Origin of the sequence: Nitrococcus mobilis Nb-231, from assembly GCF_000153205.1 — a bacterium.
Taxonomy (GTDB): domain Bacteria; phylum Pseudomonadota; class Gammaproteobacteria; order Nitrococcales; family Nitrococcaceae; genus Nitrococcus; species Nitrococcus mobilis.
Map to the genome: position 1 here is coordinate 2,339,708 of NZ_CH672427.1, position 21,918 is coordinate 2,361,625.

A 21,918-nucleotide genomic window follows, 5' to 3' on the forward strand; every position below is an offset into this window, starting at 1 on the left:
AGTTCTGCGGTGCACACACCTTAGGAGACTCTGAACTATTCCCGGCCACGCCAGTATAATTGCGGCATTGCCACCGACCCAGGCGGAACCGATGAAACAAACCACCTTTGCTTCGATGAGTTTTGCGGCCAAGAAGCGGCGCACGCGCCGGGAGAAGTTTCTCGCCGAGATGGAGCAGGTGGTGCCTTGGGCAAAACTGGTGGCGCTCATTGAGCCGCACTACCCCAAGGCGGGCCGGCGTGGCCGCCCGCCGATGCCGCTTGAGTCGATGCTGCGTATTTATTTCATGCAGCAGTGGTACGCGCTCTCCGACCCGGCGATGGAGGATGCGCTCTATGAGATCGAGTCGATGCGCCGCTTCGCCGGGCTTGAGCTCATCGACGACGCGCTGCCCGACGAGACCACGATTTTGAAGTTTCGCCGCCTGCTGGAGCGCCACGGCCTGACTGCCCAGATGATGAACGTAATCCACGACGTGCTCGCCGAGCGCGGGGCGCTGCTCAAGGGCGGCACTATGGTCGATGCCACGAGTGTGCACGCTCCGGCCTCGACGAAGAACAAGGCGCGCCGGCGCGACCCGCAGATGCACCAGACGCGGAAGGGCAATCAGTGGTATTTCGGCATGAAGATCCACGTGGGGGCCGATGTCAACAGCGGCCTTGCTCACACGGTTTCGGTGACTGCAGCCAACGCCTCGGACATCAGCCAATTGCCGCGCCTGCTGCGCGAGGACGACCGCGCGGTCTTTGGTGATAAAGGCTACGTCGATAACACCCTTAAGCGCGCGGCGCGCGGGGCGGGTGTCCACTGGGGCGTGTCCTTGAAGGCAAGCTCCAAGCACAAACTCACCGGTGCGAACAAGCGCACCAACCGCAAGCGCTCTTCGGTCCGTGCCCGGGTGGAGCACATTTTCCGGGTGATCAAGCGCCAATTCGGTTACACCAAGGTGCGCTACAAGGGGCTTGCCAAGAATGCCGCACAGGTGTTCACGCTGATCGGCCTGACGAATCTGTATCTGGTGAGGAGGCAACTGATGACGAGCTGACAGGCAAACTCCGCCTGCTTGCTCAGAAAAGGGGTTCAGCGGCGCCAAACGGCCCCGTAAATCAGCACTCGGCGGCGGGAAACCGAGCATTTTTACCCTTCCTCTCGTCAGAGACGAATGCGTTTGACTTCAGCTCGAATAGTTCAGACGTTCCCTTAAGAGTCCAGTTACGACCGACGGGTTATACGGTACGTGATCGAGTCAGCTTCACGGCTCACGGCGTGCCCCACAATACGCCTATGTGAATGGATTTCGATATTTGATAGGAGTGCCGATGAAAGTTCGTATCCAACCATATCTTGCGCAGTTCACCGCCGCGCGCGCGTAGGCTCGTAGCGGTGTGGTGGAATTCCACCCCTAACGGGGTGCGTATGTGGATGGCTTATGGAGAGCTCATGCGGTAAATTTGTTGCGGGCTGTTGCGCGACGAACCGATGAGGCTCCGGCACTTCGCCGTTGCTAAATCGTAATGCGCTCGGCCACTGCGGCAGGTGTCTACGAATTTCCCCACCGGATTCAAGCGTGAGGTGCCTGGGGCACCTTGACCACCAAACTTTCTCAGCCGGCAAGATTATTACAGACCATGAGCGATCAATCTGACGAGAACTTTGACCTCGCCGCTTTGGTGCAAAAGCGCCAAGGGGAGAAGTCTGCCCTGTTCGACAAACACATCAATCCCAAGCTGGTGCAAGTGTTGCGCACCATCGGCTTTGATCGCAACTACGTGCGCGGCGAAGGCAGCTACCTCTGGGACGAGGCAGGCAACAAATACCTCGATTGTCTCTCCGGCTACGGTATGTTCAACATTGGCCGCAACCACCCGGTCATCAAGAAGGCTGTGTGCGATTATCTTGATCTGGATGATCCGTGGAAAATCCAGATGGGCACGACCCTGCTCCCCGGGCTGCTCGCAGAAAGGTTGCTCTCGCTCGTTCCGCACATGGAAAAAGTTTTCTTCACCAACTCAGGCGCTGAGTGTAATGAGACCGCATTAAAATTCTCCCGTTGTGCCACAGGCCGTGAACGGGTGATTTATTGCGAACGCGCCTTTCATGGATTGACCTACGGTTCATTGTCCATGAACGGTTGCAACAGCTTTCGTGATGGCTTCGTCAGTTTTCTGCCAGGGCCGGTCCCCGTTCCTTTTAATGATCTTGAAGCGCTCGAAGCCGAACTCAAACGCGCTCCTACCGCCGCGTTCGTCGTCGAGCCGGTGCAGGGCAAAGGAGTGTATCCTGCTAGCGCAGAGTACTTGCTCGGCGCTCAAGAGCTTTGCCGCAAGTACGGGGCGAAGTTTGTCTTGGACGAAGTGCAAACCGGCATGGGCCGAACCGGTAAATTGTTCTCCTTTCAGCACGTCGCAGGTTTGGAGCCGGACATGCTGCTGCTCTCCAAGTCGCTGTCAGGCGGGATGGTCCCCGTCGGCGCGGTGCTGATGAAAAACGAGACTTACCAGCGCGTGTTCTCCAGCTTGGATCGCTGCGTAGTCCACTCCTCCACTTTTTGCCAAGGCGGTCTCGCGATGGCTTGCGGTCTCGCCACACTGCATATTTTGGAGAACGAAGGCCTTATCGAAAATGCCGCCAAACAGGGGCAAGCTCTCCGGGACGGCCTCTGTGCGATGATCCCGAAGTTCGACATGCTCAAAGAAGTGCGTGGGCAGGGATTGATGATCGGCATCGAACTGGGGGCACCGAAAGGCTTGGCGCTCAAATCCGGATGGGCGCTTATGCACAAGGCGGACAAAGGGCTCTTTCCACAGTGCCTGCTCATGCCCGCGCTGGACAAACACCACATTCTCATGCAAGTCGCCGGACATCACATGGATGTTATCAAACTGCTGCCGCCACTGGCGCTCACGGGTGAGGATGTGCAGTGGTTCTTGAAGGCCTTTGAGGAGGTTTTGGCAGAAGCTCACAAGTTCCCCGGCCCCATTTGGACTACAGCCGCGCACCTCGTCAAGTTCGCCGCCAAAGCTTAATCGGTAAGTGCTTTCCGGGCGGTGTCGGCGCATAAAGAATACGGCCCCAGATTTGGTTACTGATTTCCAGCCAGGTAAAGAGTAAAATGGCGATCAATGGGGTCGGATTCTAATACTGTTACCTTAGCGGAAATAATCGTATATTTATCATTATCTTGTATGATTATTAGGTAACTTCTTATTAACCCCTGGCACAGAAGTGTCAAAAAGGGGTTCCGGGGGCTGGACATACTTCGCCGATCGTGCGTGACATGCGAAGCATGAGCACGAGCGGTCCTCGCAAGCTTCCTCAGATCAGCGACTTTCCGCCTTAGGAGGTCACCCCGGCGGTCCTGCTGCTGCTGGAGATCTGCTATCAGCTGCATGAGGAGAACCAGGCGCTGCGCGATGAGACCGCGCGCTTGAAAGGCGGCAACCCGAAGCCGCCGATTAAGCCCTCGAAGCTGGAGAGCGCGGAACAAGATGCCGAGAGGCACAAGGACAAACGCCGAGGTAAGCACAAACGCAGCAAGACCCAGCGCCTCGAGATCCACGATGAGATCGTGCTCGCGCCCGTGCCGGCGCCGCCTGCGGGCAGCCGGTTCAAGGGCTACGATGAGTTCACCGTCCAGGATCTGCACATCGGCGCACACAACACCCGCTATCGGCTCGAACGTTGGGTGACGCCACAGGGCGAGATGCTGCATGGGCCGCTTGCCGGTGCAGCTCGGTGGCGGACACTTCGGGCCGCGGCTGCGCGCGTTCATCCTCTATCAGTACCACCACGTCACCTAGCCGCTGCTGCGCGTCGCCCTGCAATGCAGCGAGTTCGTCCATGTCGACGACACCGGCGCTCGTCACCAGGGTCGCAACGGCTTCTGCACTCACATCGGCAATGAGCTGTTCGCCTTCTTCGCGAGCACGGCCTCCAAGAGCCGCATCAACTTCCTCGAGCTGCTGCGTGCCGGCGACGAACGCTACGTCATCAACGACATGGCGCACACCTACATGCTCGCCCAAGGGCTGCCACAGGCGCCGTTGGCGAAGCTCGCAGCGCTCGAGCCGAGTGTGATCGAGGATTACGCCGCGTGGCAGACTACGCTCAAGCGCCTTGGGATCAGCAACGAACGCCATGTGCGCATCACCACCGAGGGCGCGCTGCTCGGCACGGTGATCGCCACCGGGATCAACCCCGAGCGGGTCATCGTCAGCGACGACGCCGGACAGTTCAATGTCCTGACTCACGCGCTGTGCTGGATCCATGTTGAGCGCGGCATCCAGAAACTGCTCGGCTTCAACGCCGATCAGCGCGCCGCACTCGCCTGGGCACGTAGCGAGCTCTGGGCGATCTATCAGGCGCTCAAAGCCTATAAGGCCGAGTCGAACGCCGCGGCACGTGGTGCGATCGAGGCCCGCTTCGAGGCGCTGTGCACCACCAAGACCTGCTTCGAGAGTCTTAACCACGCGCTCGAGCGCTTGCATAACAGTGGTGCCGAGTTGCTGCGCGCCCTCGATCGCCCCGAGATCGCGCTGCACAACAATCTCGCCGAACGCGACATCCGCGAGTACGTCAAAAGGCGTAAGATCAGCGGTTCGACCCGCAGCGCCGCCGGCCGGCGCTGCCGCGATACCTTCGCTAGCCTCAAGAAGACCTGCCGCAAGCACGGCCTCTCATTCTGGGCCTATCTGCTCGACCGGCTCGCCGGCGCCGGCACAATCCCGTGGCTGCCGAGCGCGATCTTCGGCGCGCACGGCGCGCCTGCTGCGATCAACTGCGCGCATCCCTCGGCCGGCCCCTGAAGCCGCGCGCTCGCCCAGCACGCTACGGTTACCGGCCCGTGCGCCTGGAGACCTTCGTCGAGCGGCCGCGCTTGCGCGGCACCGCCGAGCAAGCCGCGAACTGGCATCGAGTCGGTGAGATCCCAGGGTCGGGGCAAGCTCGACATCCATCAAAATGTGCGCGGTGGAGCCCCAGTACCTGAGCGCCGTCACGCCCGGGGTTAATGAGAAGTTACCTTCCGTCACGCTAAGCGCTTGTTTCTTCAAGCCACCGAACGCCCGCAAACCTCAAAAACGGCTCGCGAACTGCGGAACTTGGGATGGGTATACCCGCACGTTAAAGGTCGCGGCCAAGAGGCCATCGAGCTTCAAAAGCAGCCACACAAACGGCCGCGATGTTGGGTTGTCGAAGTCACTTATAGTTGGTTCAATCGCTTGCGAAAACTGTTGGTACGCTACGAGAAACTCGATCGCAGCTTTCTGGCTCTGAACCATTTGGCTGCCGCCATCATTGCGCTTCGCAAAGTGCCGATCAAAGTGAATATTATTTATGGATAAATTCTAAGCTTCATCTGGTCGGAGACCGTCGAAGTGATAGCAGATTGCGACTGAGATCAATTGTCGTTGATCTTTATCGAGATCGGGGAAAATGGCATCCATTACTTTGAATGCATGCATTGCGCCGTCGATTGCGTTTTGATTGCCACCACCATCGTCGATCCGCGCCAAATCATGGGATCCACTTTACTGTATGGCGGCTATTCGTCGTCTTTTTCGCTCGCATCATCCCTTCACCTTTATGGTTATCGATACCTCCCCCGTTTCACCAACCGCAAGTGAGGAGATAATTGGATTATACTCCTCATTACACATTACTCCGGAATCGCAAAGAGCTGTCTGAAGCGCTTCGTACGTAGAATGTTCGATCTCATTGCGACTGGAGTGGAGAAACTGATATTCAGAATACGATGGCAGCCACTCCAGATATGATGCCTGATCGATAACTTCGGCTATGAATCCACGGAGCGATGGGAGCTTGACGCAGAACAGGTCCTCGCTTTCAACGATACGCCAGTACTTGCTGAGAAAAACGGACGGCTTTTCGATGGAGTCGAATGCCGAGCGTGCCGTGTCGAGGCTGGCTAGGCATGCATCGGCCAGAGGTTTAACTGCAGTCTCGGCGTATCGTTTTGCCAGAATAGTAATGATGTGATTGCTGTATGCTCGGAACTGGCAATCCCTCCACTCCCGATGGATATCGGGAACGATCCTGGAATCGAGCGCGTCACCCCCCCTTAGCAAGGCTAACGCCCGTTGACGCTCTAAGGCGTCTGTGCTTGTCCAGCCGTCATCGTGTGGATACCGATGAACGATATCGAACTCCAGGCGATTCATCGCTTCCCAGAAGCGCATAAATGAGTCTCTGCGCTTTCTGACATACGAGAAAACCTTACCTAGAGCGAGCAGATTAACGGCTACAAGGGATTCCCTGTTTGAGTCGTAGCCGTGACCCTGAAAATTTTTGAGCGATGAGAATCGAAGACCGGCTCGCAGCGCGCTATCAAAACCTTTGATGCGACGGGCAAGAAGCGGAAACATCTCAGCGGCGAGCACAAGCCACGCGACCGCGATATGAGTAGGAAAATAAGCAAAGTCAACACGGGCATCCGATGGCATATGGAGATCGAGAGGAATAGCCCAGGAGCCATTCTTCATCTTTGGATCGGTGTCATTGCGTTGCCCGGAAACCAAATATTCAGTGAAGCTAATGACTTGCGTTTCGGATGGGAAAAGGCTGCTGCCATGACCGGCGCGTAGAATTTTCAGCCGGGTCAGCCAATCGTCGCGTACCCGGAGAAAGTCGTCTATGCAGTGCTCTTCCACGGGAAAGGTAGGCACATTGTCCCAGTCGAAGTCGGACAGGAGTCGCTGTGGGTTTGGATCACGATCAAGGAGATCAGGATAGGTCGTCGATGATAGGCACATAGCGTCCCTCAGGGTTGGACAATGTCTAGCGGCACCCCAAAAATCCCCTAAAGGGGGATGGGAATTCTCCGGCGTACCTTTCGTGAACGGCTACATAGCCGCTATAGTTGCTACGCCGTTTCCATGCATCACAATCTTTATCTGTCCTCCCAATGGTCCTGGATCTAGGGCCACAAGCCGTGGACGCTTACTGCAGATAGTCTGGCAAATTGGCTCTATGGCCTTGCGGGCAAAGTATTGTCGTGGCTCCAACGGGTCGTTGCCGTTCTGGTTGCCAGCCTCAAACATTCTCTTCAACCACTTGGCTGTGAAGAGCGGCTGCAGCTCGTCTCCAAGCGTCTTGATCTCCTGCTGTGACAATAGATATTCGTAAGCGAGCTCGCTGACGACATCTTGCGTGATCGCCAACATTTTCTTCGCATCGTCTTCGATCCACCGGTCAAGCATTTGGCGAGCGCCCACCCTTCCGGCTGTGCCGCCGCCGAAAGCACCCAAGAGCCCGCCGACCAGGGCACCGGCCGGGCCGCCCAGAGCCGCACCGGCTGCCGTACCGGTCATCCAACCACCCATGCCCGTGATAGTGCCAGAGGCCGTTATCGCCAAATTCTTGGAGAACTGAGACCATGAAATACTTCGTGCGACCGCAGCACGACAGAAATCTGGGGTCGTGCTGATCACGGTGGTGGCAGCAAACGTAATAACATTTGTCCGAAGGAGTTTCGCCACATGGTTAGTTGCTGCTCCGCCGTGTACCACCTTACCCAGGGAACCATGAGCTAGGTTAGTGACGAATGCGTGCACTGGTCTTGAACGCGCCCCCCAGCGGACAAAGCGCCGGCTGGCAACGGCCCCGACCGCAGCAGCTCGGGTCCTGAGCATCTGGGCGGTTGCAGTCCCAGCAACAAAGGAAGTTATGCTGGCATTCCAGCTGCCGTCCATCGCCGCATAGGCCGCATCTTTGTTGGAAAGACCATCCTGTTTTGCCCGTATGAAGCAGATAAGAAACGAGATACTGAGCGCACCCGTCGCCGTCACCGCCTGAGTCTTCGCGTCGTAGGCGAGGGAGTCTATGTTGCCTGCACGGGCGATGTTTCGCGCCTGCTTATAGGTGATATGCCCTTTGCGCACGAGACGCTCCGCCTCATCAGGCGATGTCACTCCCGGCACTTTCCCGCCGCTGATCTTCTGGCGCATCAATTCAATGCAGCTTTCATACTGGTCAGCCGGCACTTCGAGCACTTGATCGCCGTAACGGTAATTTCCCGAATCAGGAGCGAACGCCGCATTGATCGTTGCCTGTGGGCTCTGACAGTACTTTAATTGCAATTGGACGCCATTGGCGAGTAGATCGGCGCCGTTCGCCTGATTCGTTCCGCCGATGATCTTCGCGTCTTGACCGTGCAACTTGTAGCTTAGGGCGCTAGCTTCTTCGGCCGCGAATCCATGACCGCCTTTGGTATGGAACTTCCCGATTTGGGTTTTTTCTAGGCTGCTCGCCGTAGCTGCCGCACTGTAGCCGTTAGCTATGTTGAAAGGATAATTTTTTTTATGATTAGCCATAATTGTACCCCTCATCCTCTCATTCAGAGCGCTTTCTCAGAGATTTTCGTTAGCGCTAATTCACTATCTTTTTGGAAGATCGTCCATCATATGCTTTGCATTGTTCTACCTTTGGTACCCGTATCCACTATTGGTGCTCAGCCCAGGTCCGTAGAAATTTTTTGCCATGGCGACCACTTTCAGTTCATAGTCGGCGGTCTCCATGGCATGCCCGTAATGGCATATTTCATCAATCATATTGTCGGTCTTCGCCGACGAAAGAGTGCTCATCAACTTGTACTGTCAGTCTAGAATGTCTTCGAGCACCCGGTATACACAGTGACAAGATTGTAGGCACCGTTAATGTGCTTGTTACTTTTATCTGAGATGCGGCAGGTTCCGTTTCGTACTGGACTGTAACTCTCCCAGGGCATACGTTCTCTCCATACCTATCCGCTAGATACCGAACGATCGGTAATACTTAAGGAACGTCTGAACTATTCGATCTGAAGTCAAACGCATTCGTCTCTGACGAGAGGAAGGGTAAAAATGCTCGGTTTCCCGCCGCCGAGTGCTGATTTACGGGGCCGTTTGGCGCCGCTGAACCCCTTTTCTGAGCAAGCAGGCGGAGTTTGCCTGTCAGCTCGTCATCAGTTGCCTCCTCACCAGATACAGATTCGTCAGGCCGATCAGCGTGAACACCTGTGCGGCATTCTTGGCAAGCCCCTTGTAGCGCACCTTGGTGTAACCGAATTGGCGCTTGATCACCCGGAAAATGTGCTCCACCCGGGCACGGACCGAAGAGCGCTTGCGGTTGGTGCGCTTGTTCGCACCGGTGAGTTTGTGCTTGGAGCTTGCCTTCAAGGACACGCCCCAGTGGACACCCGCCCCGCGCGCCGCGCGCTTAAGGGTGTTATCGACGTAGCCTTTATCACCAAAGACCGCGCGGTCGTCCTCGCGCAGCAGGCGCGGCAATTGGCTGATGTCCGAGGCGTTGGCTGCAGTCACCGAAACCGTGTGAGCAAGGCCGCTGTTGACATCGGCCCCCACGTGGATCTTCATGCCGAAATACCACTGATTGCCCTTCCGCGTCTGGTGCATCTGCGGGTCGCGCCGGCGCGCCTTGTTCTTCGTCGAGGCCGGAGCGTGCACACTCGTGGCATCGACCATAGTGCCGCCCTTGAGCAGCGCCCCGCGCTCGGCGAGCACGTCGTGGATTACGTTCATCATCTGGGCAGTCAGGCCGTGGCGCTCCAGCAGGCGGCGAAACTTCAAAATCGTGGTCTCGTCGGGCAGCGCGTCGTCGATGAGCTCAAGCCCGGCGAAGCGGCGCATCGACTCGATCTCATAGAGCGCATCCTCCATCGCCGGGTCGGAGAGCGCGTACCACTGCTGCATGAAATAAATACGCAGCATCGACTCAAGCGGCATCGGCGGGCGGCCACGCCGGCCCGCCTTGGGGTAGTGCAGCTCAATGAGCGCCACCAGTTTTGCCCAAGGCACCACCTGCTCCATCTCGGCGAGAAACTTCTCCCGGCGCGTGCGCCGCTTCTTGGCCGCAAAACTCATCGAAGCAAAGGTGGTTTGTTTCATCGGTTCCGCCTGGGTCGGTGGCAATGCCGCAATTATACTGGCGTGGCCGGGAATAGTTCAGAGTCTCCTTAACCCCGCAGGTTATCGGCATGCCGCGGGTAGGCTTTAGCATCACAGCCGCCGGCACTCATTTATCAGTTGATCATTCGGTTAGCACTGACAATTTTGGAACACAAGACGAATTGAGCCCCTTACTCATATGCTACTGAACCTGTCCCCACAAACCACACCGGGTCAGTGTGACCGCTCTCACAGCCCTTGGGCGCTGAGAGCGGCACGCTATATGTTCGACGAGTCCAAATAGGGGTGTGGTGTTGGCCCTGCGTGGGCGAGTATTCGCCTATTGGGGGCAGGTGCTGTGTTTGCCCTTGAGCGAAGGTGGTTCAGGGCAGAACGCACGATCGGTACGATAGCTGAAAGTGTCATCGACTGGGGCTATGAGTTCAATGACCTTCGATCCAAGCAGCTCGAGCTGTTTATAGGCAACAGCCCTTTTCCTCACCGCCACCGCTACAGGAGACAAAGAAGATGCGGGTATTCGTTTACGGCACCCTGCTTAAGGGGCTTGAGCGCAACAAGATACTTGGCACAAGCCCCTGCCTGGGTCCCGCGCTAATCAGTGCCATGTTGTACGACCTCGGCAGTTACCCTGGCATCAAAGAAGGTAGTGAGCCGGTTGTTGGCGAACTATACGACGTGGACGCCTCGGTTCTCGAGTTGCTTGATCAGATTGAAGGGTACGTTCGATCCAATCCGGGCGATTCGCTGTATAGACGCCAAACAGCCCCAGTTCAATGCTTTTCGGATGGCAGACATCTCGAAGCATTCGCGTATTACTACGCGCCGCCCATTGACGGACGAGAGATCATTGCGCACGGTGATTATCGCCGCTATCGGCTCGAATCAAAGGACGAGGAACAGTGGCTGATCGCCTACGGATCCAACCTTTCGACTCAACGGCTGAAACAGCGCGTGGGTCAGATCTCCGATACCAAAACCGGGTTTATTGAAGGTTACGAATTGAGTTTTAATAAAGCTGGTGCAAACGGAAATACTTACGCGAACACCCGCTATATCGGCACTCATGTCGCATGTCCCGCGGTCGCTTACAAGCTCGCCCTAGAGCAAGCGGAGATGCTCGATCGCTTTGAGGGTGTTCCCACGCACTATATGCGTGTGGCTATCCCGTTTGCTACGGTGTCTGGGGTTGAAATCGTTCAGTCCTATATCACACATCCCAATAAACTGGTTCCTGAAAGGCGCCCTAAAGATGAGTATCTAGGCCATATTCAAAAGGGCTACCGCGAGCACGCGTTAGACGCGACATATCTGGAGCACGCACTTGGCCGAGTCACGCGGCTACCTTGCCGTTAAGGCCATCCCATTACACATAAATCCGTACCATATGAGTGTGCGAAGCACTGGAGGTGCGGAAAGATGGGCTGGGCGAAGGCAGAGTTCGAGACGATTGACCTGGGTGATCAGCGGTTGAACCAACGGGCCGTGCTATTGGCTGAACGGCTAGGGCAAAAGCCGGGGGCGAGCATTCCCGGAGCGTGCGAGAGCTGGGCGGAGACGGCGGCGGCCTATCGGTTTTTGCACAATGCGCAGGTGGGCTGGGAGGAGGTGCTGACGGCGCACGCCAGGGCGAGCCAGGCGCGTATGCGTGAGCACGCGGTGGTGCTATGCCTGCAGGACACGACGGAGCTGGACTACAACGGCCGGACGATGCAGGGGCTGGGGCCGCTGAGCTACGAGGCCCAGCGCGGAATGTATCTGCATCCGACGTACGTAGTGACACCGCAGCGCGAACCACTGGGGGTGATCAACGCGTGGAGCTGGGCGCGTGCCTTCAAAGCGGGCGATGAACCGCGCGGCGGGCTGCTAGAGAGTGTGCGTTGGGTAGAGAGCTATGAGCGGATCGCTGAACAGGCCGACGAGTTGGCCAAGACGCGGCAGGTCTGTGTCGGCGACCGCGAGTCGGACATTCTGGCGCTGCTGGTCAGGGCGCATGAGCTAGGCTATCCGGCGGACTACCTGGTGCGCTGCCAGCACAACCGGGTACTGCCCGAAGGCGGCAAGCTCTGGGATCGGGTCATGGCGAGCGCGCCATTGGGGCACGTGCGCTTTGAGCTGCCCGCCGGGCGCGGGCGCAAGGCCCGTTCGGTCGAACAAGCCGTGCGCGTGCAGCGCGTGGCCGTACCAAACAAGCAGGGCAATCCGTTCGAAGTGACCTGCCTGATTGCCTCGGAGGTCAACCCACCTGCCGGTGCCAAACCGGTAGTGTGGCGGCTTTTGACCAACCGGGCGGCTCCCACGCTGGAGGCGGCCGTCGAGCTGATCGATTGGTACCGCGCGCGTTGGGTCGTGGGCGTGTCCAGTGAAGGGCACATAATCCAGTCGGTGGAAGTCCGACCGGGGCTAAGAGACTCAAGCCCTGTAGCTTGGGAGGCGCCGTGGCGCGAGAGCAAGGCGGTGGAGCCCTCCGACAACATTCTCAGAAAGGAGGATGCGCAACGCACCAGGTTGCAACGTGCAGTGAACGTAGAGGTAGCCTCGTTACACGCAAAAATCCGGTGGCCGAGACGGTCTATAACGCGCGAAGGCAGCAAGGGTCGTTCGAAATGAGTCCGATGCGGCGGCCCTCATCGGCGGGGTATCAGCGGTGACATGGTGTGAAGGATTTTGTGTCAACTGGAGAAACCCTTGTCGCCCGGCGAGGAAAGCTCGTCGAGGAGACACGCCCTATAACCGTGAGTGGGAAGTGGGTGGGTAGGCAACAGGGTGGCGGGTCGGACCGTACTACCGTTGATCGGCGTGCAGCAAAACGCGCTGGGAGGGAAGGGTCCGGACCGGTGGGTATTTCGTTGCTCGAGGTGAGGCAGGGGTGAGATGACAAAGGCACCCGTGAGTCTGCAGGAGCTGAGACGGCGGATATACCGGAAGGCGAAGTCTGATAAGACGCATCGTTTCTGGGGGCTTTTCGTCCACATGTGCCGGACGCAGACCCTTGAGGAGGCCTATCGTCTAGCCAAGAGAAACGGCGGTGCCCCGGGCATTGACGGTCAAACCTTCGCGGACATCGAATCGCGGAGTCGGGCCGATTTTCTCGCGGCGATACGAGACGATCTCCTGACAGGCAGGTATCAACCCCAGCCGAACCGCTCAGTCGAGATCCCGAAGGGCGAGGGCAAGGTTCGCACGCTTCAGATCCCCTGCATCCGCGATCGCGTGGTGCAAGGCGCACTGAAGCTCATTCTCGAAGCCGTCTTCGAGGCGGACCTCTGCCCGAACTCCTACGGCTTTCGGCCAAAGCGGTCACCACACCGTGCTCTGGCGGAAGTCAGGCGCAGTGTGCTGCGGCGCATGTCCATCGTGATCGATGTCGATTTGTCGCGTTACTTCGACAACATTCGGCACTCGGTTTTGCTGGACAAAATCGCAAAGCGGGTCCAGGACCCCCGGGTCATGCACCTGGTCAAGCAGATCATCAAGGCGAGTGGCAAGCTGGGCGTCCCCCAGGGGGGGCCGTTGACACCCTGAACGCAAAAGGTAACTTTGGTCGGGGATCGTCACATTGCCATTGGAGGGTGGCGGTTGGGTGCTGGCCGAAGGCGTAGTTGGTTGCGCCGGGATCGAGTGGCGGATGGTGATAGTATCATCATCAACCAAGACCTCCTTAACCAGCAAGCGGACGATTCTCTGGCGGTCACTGATTTCCAAAGTCTCTGCCGATTCCCGCAGTCGCTGGAGGAAAGCGGTCAATGTTTCGGCCAAACGCAGGAACGACATGCGGTCGGCGGCCTGACTGAAGATTGCCTGCAGCTCGGATTTCAATCCCTGTTCGCGGGCCCGCAGTTCGGGCATGCGGCCTCGCAGTTCGTCCAAAGACACGAGGTCTTCCTGGTAGGCGGTCACCAGGCGGTCCATGCTTTTGCTCAGGCGCGTGAGGTCGCGTTCGACAGCGTCCTGGCGTTTCTTCGTCGGTTCACTCGCACGGGCCGCATCCAGGCGGCGGTCAAGCTCGGCGTTGATGAGCCCCGGATCGGCGATCAGCCGCATCACCTCCTGCCACACGATGTGGTCGAGCAGGTCCTGGCGGATCGGGCGACTGTCGCACACGGATCCGCCGAGATGACGCCAGCCATCCGAACCCAGGCAGCGGTAATAGTGGATTTTGCGTGCACTCGTGCGGGTCGACGCGCGGTAGAGCGCGTAGCCGCATTTGCGGCACGAGACCAAGCCCTGCACAAGGCTGGGCTCGATGGTCCGGCGCGGTGCGAAACGCTTGTTGTCGGCCAAGCGCTCGGCCGCCAAAGCGAAGGTTTCCTCGCTGACAAGGGCGGGGACCGGCACTTCGATCCATTCCTCGCGCGGCCGCTCATGTGCGCTGGTCTTTTCACCATGGACCGACCGACCCGACAGACGGAATGGCTTGGTCACCTTTTGCCTCGGCCCGACCTGTGTCTTGTTGAAGCAGGCGGTGCCCTTATAGGCGGGATTGCGCAACATCCCCCACACGACCGAACGCTCCCAACGGGTCACTCGCCGGCGTGTCGGAGGGCCCATCTCCCGCAACAGCCGGGCGATGGCGCCGATGCTCAGACCGTCGACGGTGTATTTCTCAAACACCAGCCGCACGACTGCCGCCTCGGCGGCATCGATCTCGTAACGCGCCGGCGTTTCGGGCATCTTGCGAATGTAGCGATAGCCGTAGGGCGCCCCGCCAAGCACAGAGATCTCGCCCGATTTGGCGCGGTGACGCTTGCCACGGCGGGAGCGTTCGAGAATCTGGGCGCGTTCGTACTCGGCGATCATCCCTTGGAATTGCAGCATGAGCTGATCTTCGGGCGTGGCGGAATGCGGCGCCTTGATGAAGATGGCTTCGACACCATGGCGGGCGAACTCTTCGGTCAGCAGAACCTGATAGGCATACTTTCTGCTCAGCCGATCCGGCGAGTGGATGAGCACTGCTTGGATTTGGCCCTCGGCCGCGAGGTCGCGCAGCCGCTCCAAGCCGGGCCGCAGCAGGCTGGCGCCGCTGAAACCTTCGTCCTCGATTATCCATTCATCGGGTACGGTGAACCCCTGCTCGCGGGCGAACTCGATCAATGCCGCGGTTTGGCTGGCGATCGTGTTCGCTCCCTTCTGTTGGTCGGAGGATACCCGGGCATAAATCGCGGCGATCTTCATCGCTCCCCTCCCTTACGCACGGTCCCACACCGGCGACACGGACCCGCTCCGGTACCAAAATCCCATAGACCTGTTCCAGTTTGACGGCGAGGAGACGGTCAAACGCATGCTCGAGACGGACGCTGCGATCACTGGCGCCGCGCCGGTCAGCCATTGCCGCCGGCTTCGTCGAGAAACGCGCGCAGCGCCCGACTGACCATGTCGCTGATCGTCGTCTCCTCGGCCGCAGCCCGCGTTCGAATCGCGTCGACCAAACTGGGCGGAAGCTTGAACGTCACGGCCGTCGTTGGCTCGGTCACTGGCACCGGCCGGCCGATTGCCTGGGCCGCCTCGATGTAGCGATAGGCCTGACGTCGGGACAGCGTGAATTGGCGCGACAACAACACGGCAGCCTCCGCCACCTTCAGCCCACGCGCGAGCAACCCATAGGCCGCATTGAGACGTTGCGCCTTCTGCGTATCGGTCGATCGCGACATATGACATACGTATATTACCTCCTGAGACGCAAATCAAGCACAGAACGGGAACGGTCGAGCGGGATTGTCCGATCGAAGCCGAAGTTACCCTTTGCGTTCAGGGCGTGTTCAGCCCGCTTGCCGCCAATATCTACTTGAACGAGGTGGACTGGTTCTTCGAGGCGATTCGCCGCAAGACGGCACAGGGGCCCTACGAGGCGGTGAACTATCATCGGTTCGCTGACGATATTGTCATCACCGTGAGCGCCCACCACACGAAACGTGGGTGGGCCGAGCGTGCCCGGCAACGGCTCCAAGAACAGCTCACCCCCTTGGGGGTAGAGCTGAACGAGGAGAAGATGACGCTGGTCAACACGCTTGACGGTGAGGCCTTCAGCTTCCTGGGGTTTGACCTGCGCCGCGTGCGAAAGCGAACCGGCAACGGATACCTCATCCTGATGACCCCGAGAAAGAAGGCTCGTCTCGCCATCAAGGCGAAGATCCGCGACATCATCCGGCGCGGAGGAGCGATTCCCGCTACGACCCTTGTCGCGCGCATTAACGCGGCCCTGGCGGGTTGGGTCAATTACTTTCGGGTGGGCAATGCCAGTCGGGCCTTCAGCGAAGTGCGCGACTACGTCGAGATGAAAGTCCGGACCCTGCTCACACGACGCAAGCGGCGGCAAAAGCGCAGTGTCGGGTGGCGGCGGTGGAGTAACGAGTATCTCTATGACGTTCTCGGGTTGTTCTGGGGATGGCACGTGCGCCCCCTGCCGAGCGCGGAGACCTACTCGTGAAAGCGGCTGCCAATAACGACAGGACACATAACCCTTCCGCAGAAGCCTGCTGGGTGAGCCGCTTGAGGGAAAACCTCACGAGCGGTTCTTATGGGGAGGGGCTGGAAACGGGCCGAGCCTGGACTCAGGTACCGCGCCAGTCCCTTACCCGACAGCTGTTTTTCCTCGTGCTCAAGGAAGGCTGTCGGGTCGAGCAGCTACAGCTGGCCGACACCGAGCGCCTGCAAACCGCCCTGGCGCTGTATATGGTGATCGCCTGGCGGATCAATCGGTTGATGCGACTCGGGCGCACTCTCCCCGACTTGCCGGCCGATCTCGTATTCGAGCCCGACGAGTGGCGAGCGGCGTTCATCCTCAACAAAAAGCCTATACCCAGGCAAGTGCCGCCTTTCAATACTGTGTTACGCCTGATTGCTCAGCGCGGGGGCTTTCTCGCCCGCAAGCACGATGGCGAACCGGGAGCCAAAACCATCTGGCTCGGCCTGCAGGAGATCGCCGTCTTCGTCGAGGGTGCCCGCTATGCCCGCTATGCCCGCTATGCCCGACAGCTCAACTAGGTATGACGATGTGTGTAATGGGATGCGTTAAGGCACCTTGAGCATTAATAGAGTACCGCCGTTTTGCCGAAGCGGAGCCAAGACACCTTGCCCATCACAACACCAAACCCAAACCGTTCATCTGGACCAAGAGCGCACGCGACATCCTGCAAAAGGTCATTCGCGCCAACTCACGCTTAAGTTCCAAACAGAATGAAACACTACACTAGTGTCATGTCACGCATTAAAGGTCGGATAAAGGCGCTTCAGTTTGATGCGTGCGTCTTGCGTGGTGAACTGCCAGTTCACCTTCGCCTGAAGCTGATCGCGATGCTCCTGCCAGGCTGAGACCTGCTCGCGCAACTGCGCAATGGTGTCGATTCGTCGATTCAGGCATTGGCTGATCATCACATTGAGCTCGATTTCGGCGACATTGAGCCAACTGCCGTGCTTCGGTGTGTAAATGAACTCAAAACGGTCCCAGAGGGCTTTGGCCTGATCCGGGGGAAAGGCTTCGTATAGCGCTCCCGGTCTGTGGGTATTCAAGTTGTCCATGATCAGCGTGATCCGCTCGGCATCAGCGTAACGCTCGGCAATGTCCTGAAGGAACTGCGCCCAGTCGATCTTCGTCTTGCGATCCGTCACCTTGGTCATCCGGGTTTCGGCCAACGGTTCAGTGGCCATGAACACGTTGCACACGCCGCATCGCTCATACTCATAGTCATGGCGTTGCACACGCCCAGGGCCGGGTAGGAGCGGCGAGCGTGTCTCTCGGATGAGCTGTCGCGGCGTCTCGTCCATGCACACAACCGGATTCGCACCATCGTAAGGGCGTCGATACACGTCCAAAACCCGCTCCATCGCGGCGACAAACTCGGCGCTGCCCTCCGGTGGAATCACCCAACCGATCCGCCGCCAGGGTTTGATTTCGTTTTTTTTAAAACCCGGCGGACCGTCTCGTAGGATAGGCTGTCGACGTACTCGAGTTCGACAGCACGATCGGCGAGTAACCGAAGCGACCACTGAGAGTAACCCTTCGGCGGCTCACTACAACTCAGCGCGACCAGGCGCGCTTCCAGATCACCGTCGGCCTTGCGCTCGTACTGCCGCTGGCGCGGCCGACCGCCCAAAGCCGTCTCCAGTCCCTCTTCGACAAATCGTTTTTTGACCCGATCGAGTCTGCGCAGGCTGACCTTCAGCACCTCGGCCACATCCTCGCCCCGCAAGCGCCGCTGATTGAATTCGCCTTCATCGCAGTTCAGCAAGATCAATGCGTTGATGACCTTCCGAGATTGATGCGAGCCCTTCTGCGTCATCGCCTCGAGCGACTGCCTCTCCTCCGCCTGTAACGTCACTTTGTATTTCTTGACCAAGGATCTCTCTCCGTCTGTTCAGACGGAAAAACAGCCTATCACACCATAAGCACATACGACGCTTTACGAGTGATGCGACACTAGTTTCCTTTTACCCCTCTCTCGATCCGTGCGCCAATTTCCGGATCAATATTCTTCCAATACTCGAACACGCGTGACAAGACGGGCTCTTTCACACCACCCTTTACATGACCGACCACGTTGGAGACTAAGCGGGCGCGGGCGTCCGCGTCCATGACCTCATTGATTAGCTTGTTGGCCTGGCCAAAATCGTCGTCATCCTTGCGCAGGGTATAGGCGGCACGAACCATTTCACCGCTGGTTTCCCAGGTCGAATCGGTTGGATAGCGCTCGCCAACAGCACTTGGGCCACCCTTGGAGTTGGGCGCATATACCGGGTCAGAGACGTTCTGAACCCGCATTGCACCGTCCTTACTGTAGCTGTGCACGGCCACTTTGGGTGAATTCACCGGGATCTGCTTGTAATTGACGCCTAAACGGGCACGATGCGCGTCGGCGTAGGCGAAAGCACGCCCCAGTAACATCTTGTCGGGGCTGAGGCCAATGCCGGGTACGAGGTTGTTGGGTTCGAAAGCCGCCTGTTCGATCTCGGTATGGTAGTCCATGGGGTTACGGTCTAGCAGCAATTTGCCTACTTTGATCAACGGATAGTCGCCGTGCGGCCATATTTTAGTGAGGTCGAACGGATTGTACCGGTAGGTTTCAGCCTCTTTGAACGGCATAATTTGCATGTAAAGCGTCCAGCTTGGATAGTCACCACGCTCGATCGCCTGGTAAAGGTCACGGGTGTGATAATCACCGTCCTCACCGGCTAGCCGATCGGCCTCTTCTTGGGTCAGAAAATCGATTCCCTGGTCGGTCTTGAAGTGGTATTTGACCCAGAACTTCTCGCTTTGGGCATTGACCCACATGTAAGTGTGGCTGGAGTAGCCATTCATGTGGCGCCAGGTTTTGGGAATGCCGCGATCGCCCATTAGCCAGACGACTTGGTGGGCGGATTCCGGCGACAGCGTCCAAAAGTCCCATTGCATATCGTGGTCACGTAAATTGGTGTCGGCACGGCGCTTCTGAGAGCGGATGAAATGCTGGAACTTCATCGGATCGCGTATGAAGAACACCGGCGTGTTGTTTCCTACCATGTCGTAGTTTCCTTCGCTGGTGTAGAACTTTATCGAAAAACCGCGCGGATCGCGCCAGGTATCAGGGCTGCCGCGCTCACCGGCTACGCTGGAGAAGCGGATCAGTACGTCGGTCTTGGTGCCCGGTTGAAATACCGCAGCCTTGGTGTATCGGCTGACATCCTCGGTCACTTCGAAGCGGCCGAAGGCGCCTCCTCCCTTGGCATGAGGTTGGCGCTCGGGAATTCGCTCACGGTTGAAATTTGCCATCTGCTCGATGAGGTAGTGATCATGTAGAAGCAGTGGGCCGTCGGGACCGATGGAAAGGGAATGCTCGTCGCTTGCTACCGGAATCCCGGCATCGGTTGTGGTGGGCTTGCGGTTGTCATTCGGCATCATGATTTCCCCCTTGCGAGATACGTGTGATGGCATAGCGCATACGCTTTCTACAACTCAGCGAGTGCGGCCACACAGCCAGCCTTTGGGTTTGCATGGCTGATAATCAAGGAGCGAACCGTTCAGGCGTGCCGGAAGTCGTGTTGAGACGTATAGATAAAAAAGCGAGGGCCATCCACCATCCGTGGGTCTCGAATGGCCTTCCCTTTGCAAAAAATCGCGGGTATCTCTTATAGGGGTGTACTTGATAATAGCGGCTCAGCGGATCTTGAAGGTACACCATCGGCTAGAGTGGTCTGCCTCCGCTTGTCAACTTAGCGTCGGCGTTTGGGAATATAGAGATCGGTGAGCGTTCCGGCGGCGGCTTCCGCTGCCATGCCCACCGTCTCCGATAACGTCGGGTGCGGATGTATGGTCAGGCCGATGTCATGATAGTCGGCGCCCATCTCGATCGCGAGCGCCACCTCCGCGATCAGATCGCCGGCGTTGGGCCCTACGAGGGCGCCGCCGATGAGGCGCTCGGTTTTAGTGTCGAAGATGAGCTTGGTCAGTCCCTCATCGCGACCTAAGGTTAACGAGCGGCCGTTGGCGGCCCAGGGGAAGGAACCGACTTGATAATCCAAACCCTGTGCCTTGGCTTGCTCCTCGGTTACGCCCACCCAGGCCACCTCCGGGTCGGTATAGGCTACCGCCGGGATGACCCGCGCGTCGAAGGCGCTTTTTTCGCCGGCGCAAACTTCGGCGGCTACCTTGCCCTCGTGGGTCGCCTTGTGAGCCAGCATGGGCTGACCGACGATGTCGCCGATGGCGAAGATGTTGGCTACATTAGTCCGCATCTGCTCATCTACGCTGATGCAACGCTGCTCGTTGAGCTGCACGTCCGTTGCCTCGAGGTTCAAGCAATCGCTGTTGGGATGACGGCCGGTGGCTACTAAGACACGATCGAAGCTGGCCGTCTCTGGGGCCTTGTCACCTTGTAGATGCACCGTGATTTCGCGCTCTGCCGGTTGGACCTCGGTGACTTTTGTGCTGAGGTGGATTTGGTAGCGCTTGTCGATGATGCGCCGTAGCGGTTTGACGATATTGGGATCGGCTTCGGCCATTAGGCGATCGAGCAGCTCCACCACGGTAATCTCGGAGCCGAGGGCATGGTAGACGGTTGCCAGTTCCAATCCGATGATGCCACCGCCGATCACCAGCAGGCGGGACGGTATTGTCTCGAGCTTCAGCGCATCGGTGGAGTCCATGATTAGCGGATGAGACAGATCGAAGCCCGGCGGTGCGGCCGGCCGGGAGCCCGCCGCGATGATGCAGTTTCGAAAAGCAAGCGTGCGCTTGCCTTGTGCGGAATCGACCTCGACACGGTGGTTGTCCAGGAAGCGGGCGCTGCCCTGGATCACGTTCACCTTGCGCTGCTTAGCAAGCCCCTTGAGTCCACCGGTCAGTCGGTCAACAACTTGTTGTTTCCAGCGGGTGAGCTTTTTCAAGTCGAGTTGCGGGCTGCCAAAATCGATGCCGTTGGCGCTGAAAAACGCTGCCTCCTCGATGATCTTGGCGGCATGCAGCAGGGCTTTTGAGGGAATGCAGCCGACGTTGAGGCAGATCCCACCCAGGTCCGGGTACCGCTCGACCAATAGGGTTTTCAGACCGAGGTCGGCGGCCCGGAAAGCCGCGCTGTAACCGCCCGGTCCGGCGCCGATCACCAGTACATCGCAATCCGCGTCTGAACCAGCCGGTTGGTGAGTTGCAGCGGCTCGTTCGGCAGATTCTTTGTGGGTGGCCGGTGCAGGGGCCGCGGCGGTCGGCTGCGCAGGGCTTTCAGTGCGTTCCTTGGCGATGGTATCGGGCTCGTCGACCGCGGCCAGCAGGATCAAATCGCCTTGCGAGACCTTGTCACCCACCTTGACCTTGATCTCCTTGACCACGCCGGCAATCGGTGAGGGAACTTCCATCGATGCCTTGTCGCTTTCCAGCGTGATGAGGGAGTCTTCAGCTTGAATTCGATCATCGGGTTTGACCAACACCTCGATGATCTCGACGTTCTCGAAATCGCCGATATCCGGGATGCAAACTTCCGTTGGTTCTGCCATGACTCCACTCCCCAATAGTGTTCGATTCGTTTAACGT

16 protein-coding genes and 3 pseudogenes are annotated in these 21,918 nt (G+C 58.3%); 9 read left to right on the forward strand and 10 right to left on the reverse strand.

Going from position 1 to position 21,918, the window contains the following annotated elements:
- Positions 1-91: 91 nt before the first annotated feature.
- Together NB231_RS10670 and NB231_RS10675 are read left to right on the forward strand one after the other, a co-directional pair.
- On the forward strand, positions 92-1,045 hold the full coding sequence (locus NB231_RS10670; RefSeq protein ID WP_005002615.1) for an IS5-like element ISNmo4 family transposase: 954 nt from the start codon (positions 92-94) through the stop codon (positions 1,043-1,045).
- Positions 1,046-1,586: 541 nt separating this feature from the next.
- Entirely contained in the window at positions 1,587-3,026 is a 1,440-nt protein-coding gene (locus tag NB231_RS10675; RefSeq protein WP_232210450.1) for an aspartate aminotransferase family protein, read from the forward strand.
- A gap of 600 nt (positions 3,027-3,626) precedes the next feature.
- On the opposite strand, the gene NB231_RS18620 is transcribed toward NB231_RS10675, so the two are convergent.
- Positions 3,627-4,139, reverse strand: coding sequence for a hypothetical protein (locus tag NB231_RS18620; protein ID WP_232210451.1), 513 nt, complete (start codon positions 4,137-4,139; stop codon positions 3,627-3,629).
- Here NB231_RS18620 and NB231_RS16950 point away from each other — a divergent pair, their 5' ends adjacent.
- Complete coding sequence (locus NB231_RS16950) at positions 4,140-4,805, forward strand: IS66 family transposase (RefSeq protein ID WP_232210452.1); 666 nt, start codon at positions 4,140-4,142, stop codon at positions 4,803-4,805.
- A gap of 261 nt (positions 4,806-5,066) precedes the next feature.
- Positions 5,067-5,342, forward strand: a pseudogene (locus tag NB231_RS10685) (transposase); the annotation flags it as partial.
- A gap of 3 nt (positions 5,343-5,345) precedes the next feature.
- Here NB231_RS10685 and NB231_RS19680 read toward each other — a convergent pair.
- The 4 genes from NB231_RS19680 to NB231_RS10700 form a co-directional block, all read right to left on the reverse strand.
- Positions 5,346-5,513, reverse strand: a complete 168-nt coding sequence (locus tag NB231_RS19680; RefSeq protein ID WP_005002624.1) for a hypothetical protein — start codon at positions 5,511-5,513, stop codon at positions 5,346-5,348.
- A 54-nt stretch (positions 5,514-5,567) separates the two neighbouring features.
- A complete protein-coding gene (locus tag NB231_RS10690; protein ID WP_232210453.1) occupies positions 5,568-6,668 on the reverse strand; it encodes a hypothetical protein in 1,101 nt (366 codons plus the stop codon).
- A gap of 192 nt (positions 6,669-6,860) precedes the next feature.
- Entirely contained in the window at positions 6,861-8,330 is a 1,470-nt protein-coding gene (locus tag NB231_RS10695; protein WP_156776983.1) for a hypothetical protein, read from the reverse strand.
- Positions 8,331-8,948: 618 nt separating this feature from the next.
- Positions 8,949-9,902 (reverse strand): IS5-like element ISNmo4 family transposase, encoded by a 954-nt coding sequence (locus NB231_RS10700; protein WP_005002630.1) that lies wholly within the window; start codon positions 9,900-9,902, stop codon positions 8,949-8,951.
- Between the two features lie 528 nt (positions 9,903-10,430).
- Here NB231_RS10700 and NB231_RS16955 point away from each other — a divergent pair.
- The 3 genes from NB231_RS16955 to NB231_RS20325 all read left to right on the forward strand — a co-directional run bounded on the left by NB231_RS16955 (position 10,431) and on the right by NB231_RS20325 (position 13,445).
- Positions 10,431-11,276 carry a gamma-glutamylcyclotransferase gene (locus NB231_RS16955; protein ID WP_005002632.1) on the forward strand — a complete coding sequence of 282 codons (846 nt, stop codon included), beginning with the start codon at positions 10,431-10,433 and terminating at the stop codon, positions 11,274-11,276.
- 63 nt (positions 11,277-11,339) lie between these two features.
- Positions 11,340-12,530 carry an IS4 family transposase gene (locus NB231_RS10710; protein ID WP_005002634.1) on the forward strand — a complete coding sequence of 397 codons (1,191 nt, stop codon included), beginning with the start codon at positions 11,340-11,342 and terminating at the stop codon, positions 12,528-12,530.
- A gap of 363 nt (positions 12,531-12,893) precedes the next feature.
- Positions 12,894-13,445, forward strand: a complete 552-nt coding sequence (locus tag NB231_RS20325) for a reverse transcriptase domain-containing protein (RefSeq protein WP_408634406.1) — start codon at positions 12,894-12,896, stop codon at positions 13,443-13,445.
- Between the two features lie 531 nt (positions 13,446-13,976).
- Here the strand turns inward: NB231_RS20325 and NB231_RS20330 are convergent.
- Both NB231_RS20330 and NB231_RS10720 read right to left on the reverse strand, forming a co-directional pair.
- Positions 13,977-15,095, reverse strand: a pseudogene (locus tag NB231_RS20330) (recombinase family protein); the annotation flags it as partial.
- A gap of 146 nt (positions 15,096-15,241) precedes the next feature.
- Entirely contained in the window at positions 15,242-15,571 is a 330-nt protein-coding gene (locus NB231_RS10720; RefSeq protein WP_005001121.1) for a ribbon-helix-helix protein, CopG family, read from the reverse strand.
- 104 nt (positions 15,572-15,675) lie between these two features.
- On the opposite strand from NB231_RS10720, the gene NB231_RS10725 reads away from it, so the two are divergent.
- Both NB231_RS10725 and NB231_RS10730 read left to right on the forward strand, forming a co-directional pair.
- Positions 15,676-16,347, forward strand: coding sequence for a group II intron maturase-specific domain-containing protein (locus tag NB231_RS10725; protein WP_005002641.1), 672 nt, complete (start codon positions 15,676-15,678; stop codon positions 16,345-16,347).
- A gap of 152 nt (positions 16,348-16,499) precedes the next feature.
- Positions 16,500-16,904: pseudogene (locus NB231_RS10730) on the forward strand (IS4 family transposase); the annotation flags it as partial.
- 216 nt (positions 16,905-17,120) lie between these two features.
- On the opposite strand, the gene NB231_RS17810 reads toward NB231_RS10730, so the two are convergent.
- The 3 genes from NB231_RS17810 to lpdA all read right to left on the reverse strand — a co-directional run bounded on the left by NB231_RS17810 (position 17,121) and on the right by lpdA (position 21,881).
- A protein-coding gene (locus NB231_RS17810) for an IS630 family transposase (protein WP_156777111.1) occupies positions 17,121-18,199 on the reverse strand; the annotation gives its coding sequence in 2 pieces (ribosomal slippage) (positions 17,121-17,827 and positions 17,827-18,199; 1,080 coding nt in all).
- Between the two features lie 137 nt (positions 18,200-18,336).
- Entirely contained in the window at positions 18,337-19,794 is a 1,458-nt protein-coding gene (locus tag NB231_RS10745) for a catalase (protein WP_005002645.1), read from the reverse strand.
- A 311-nt stretch (positions 19,795-20,105) separates the two neighbouring features.
- Positions 20,106-21,881: a dihydrolipoyl dehydrogenase gene (gene lpdA, locus NB231_RS10750; RefSeq protein ID WP_005002646.1), complete on the reverse strand. Its 1,776-nt coding sequence runs from the start codon at positions 21,879-21,881 to the stop codon at positions 20,106-20,108.
- Positions 21,882-21,918 lie beyond the last annotated feature (37 nt).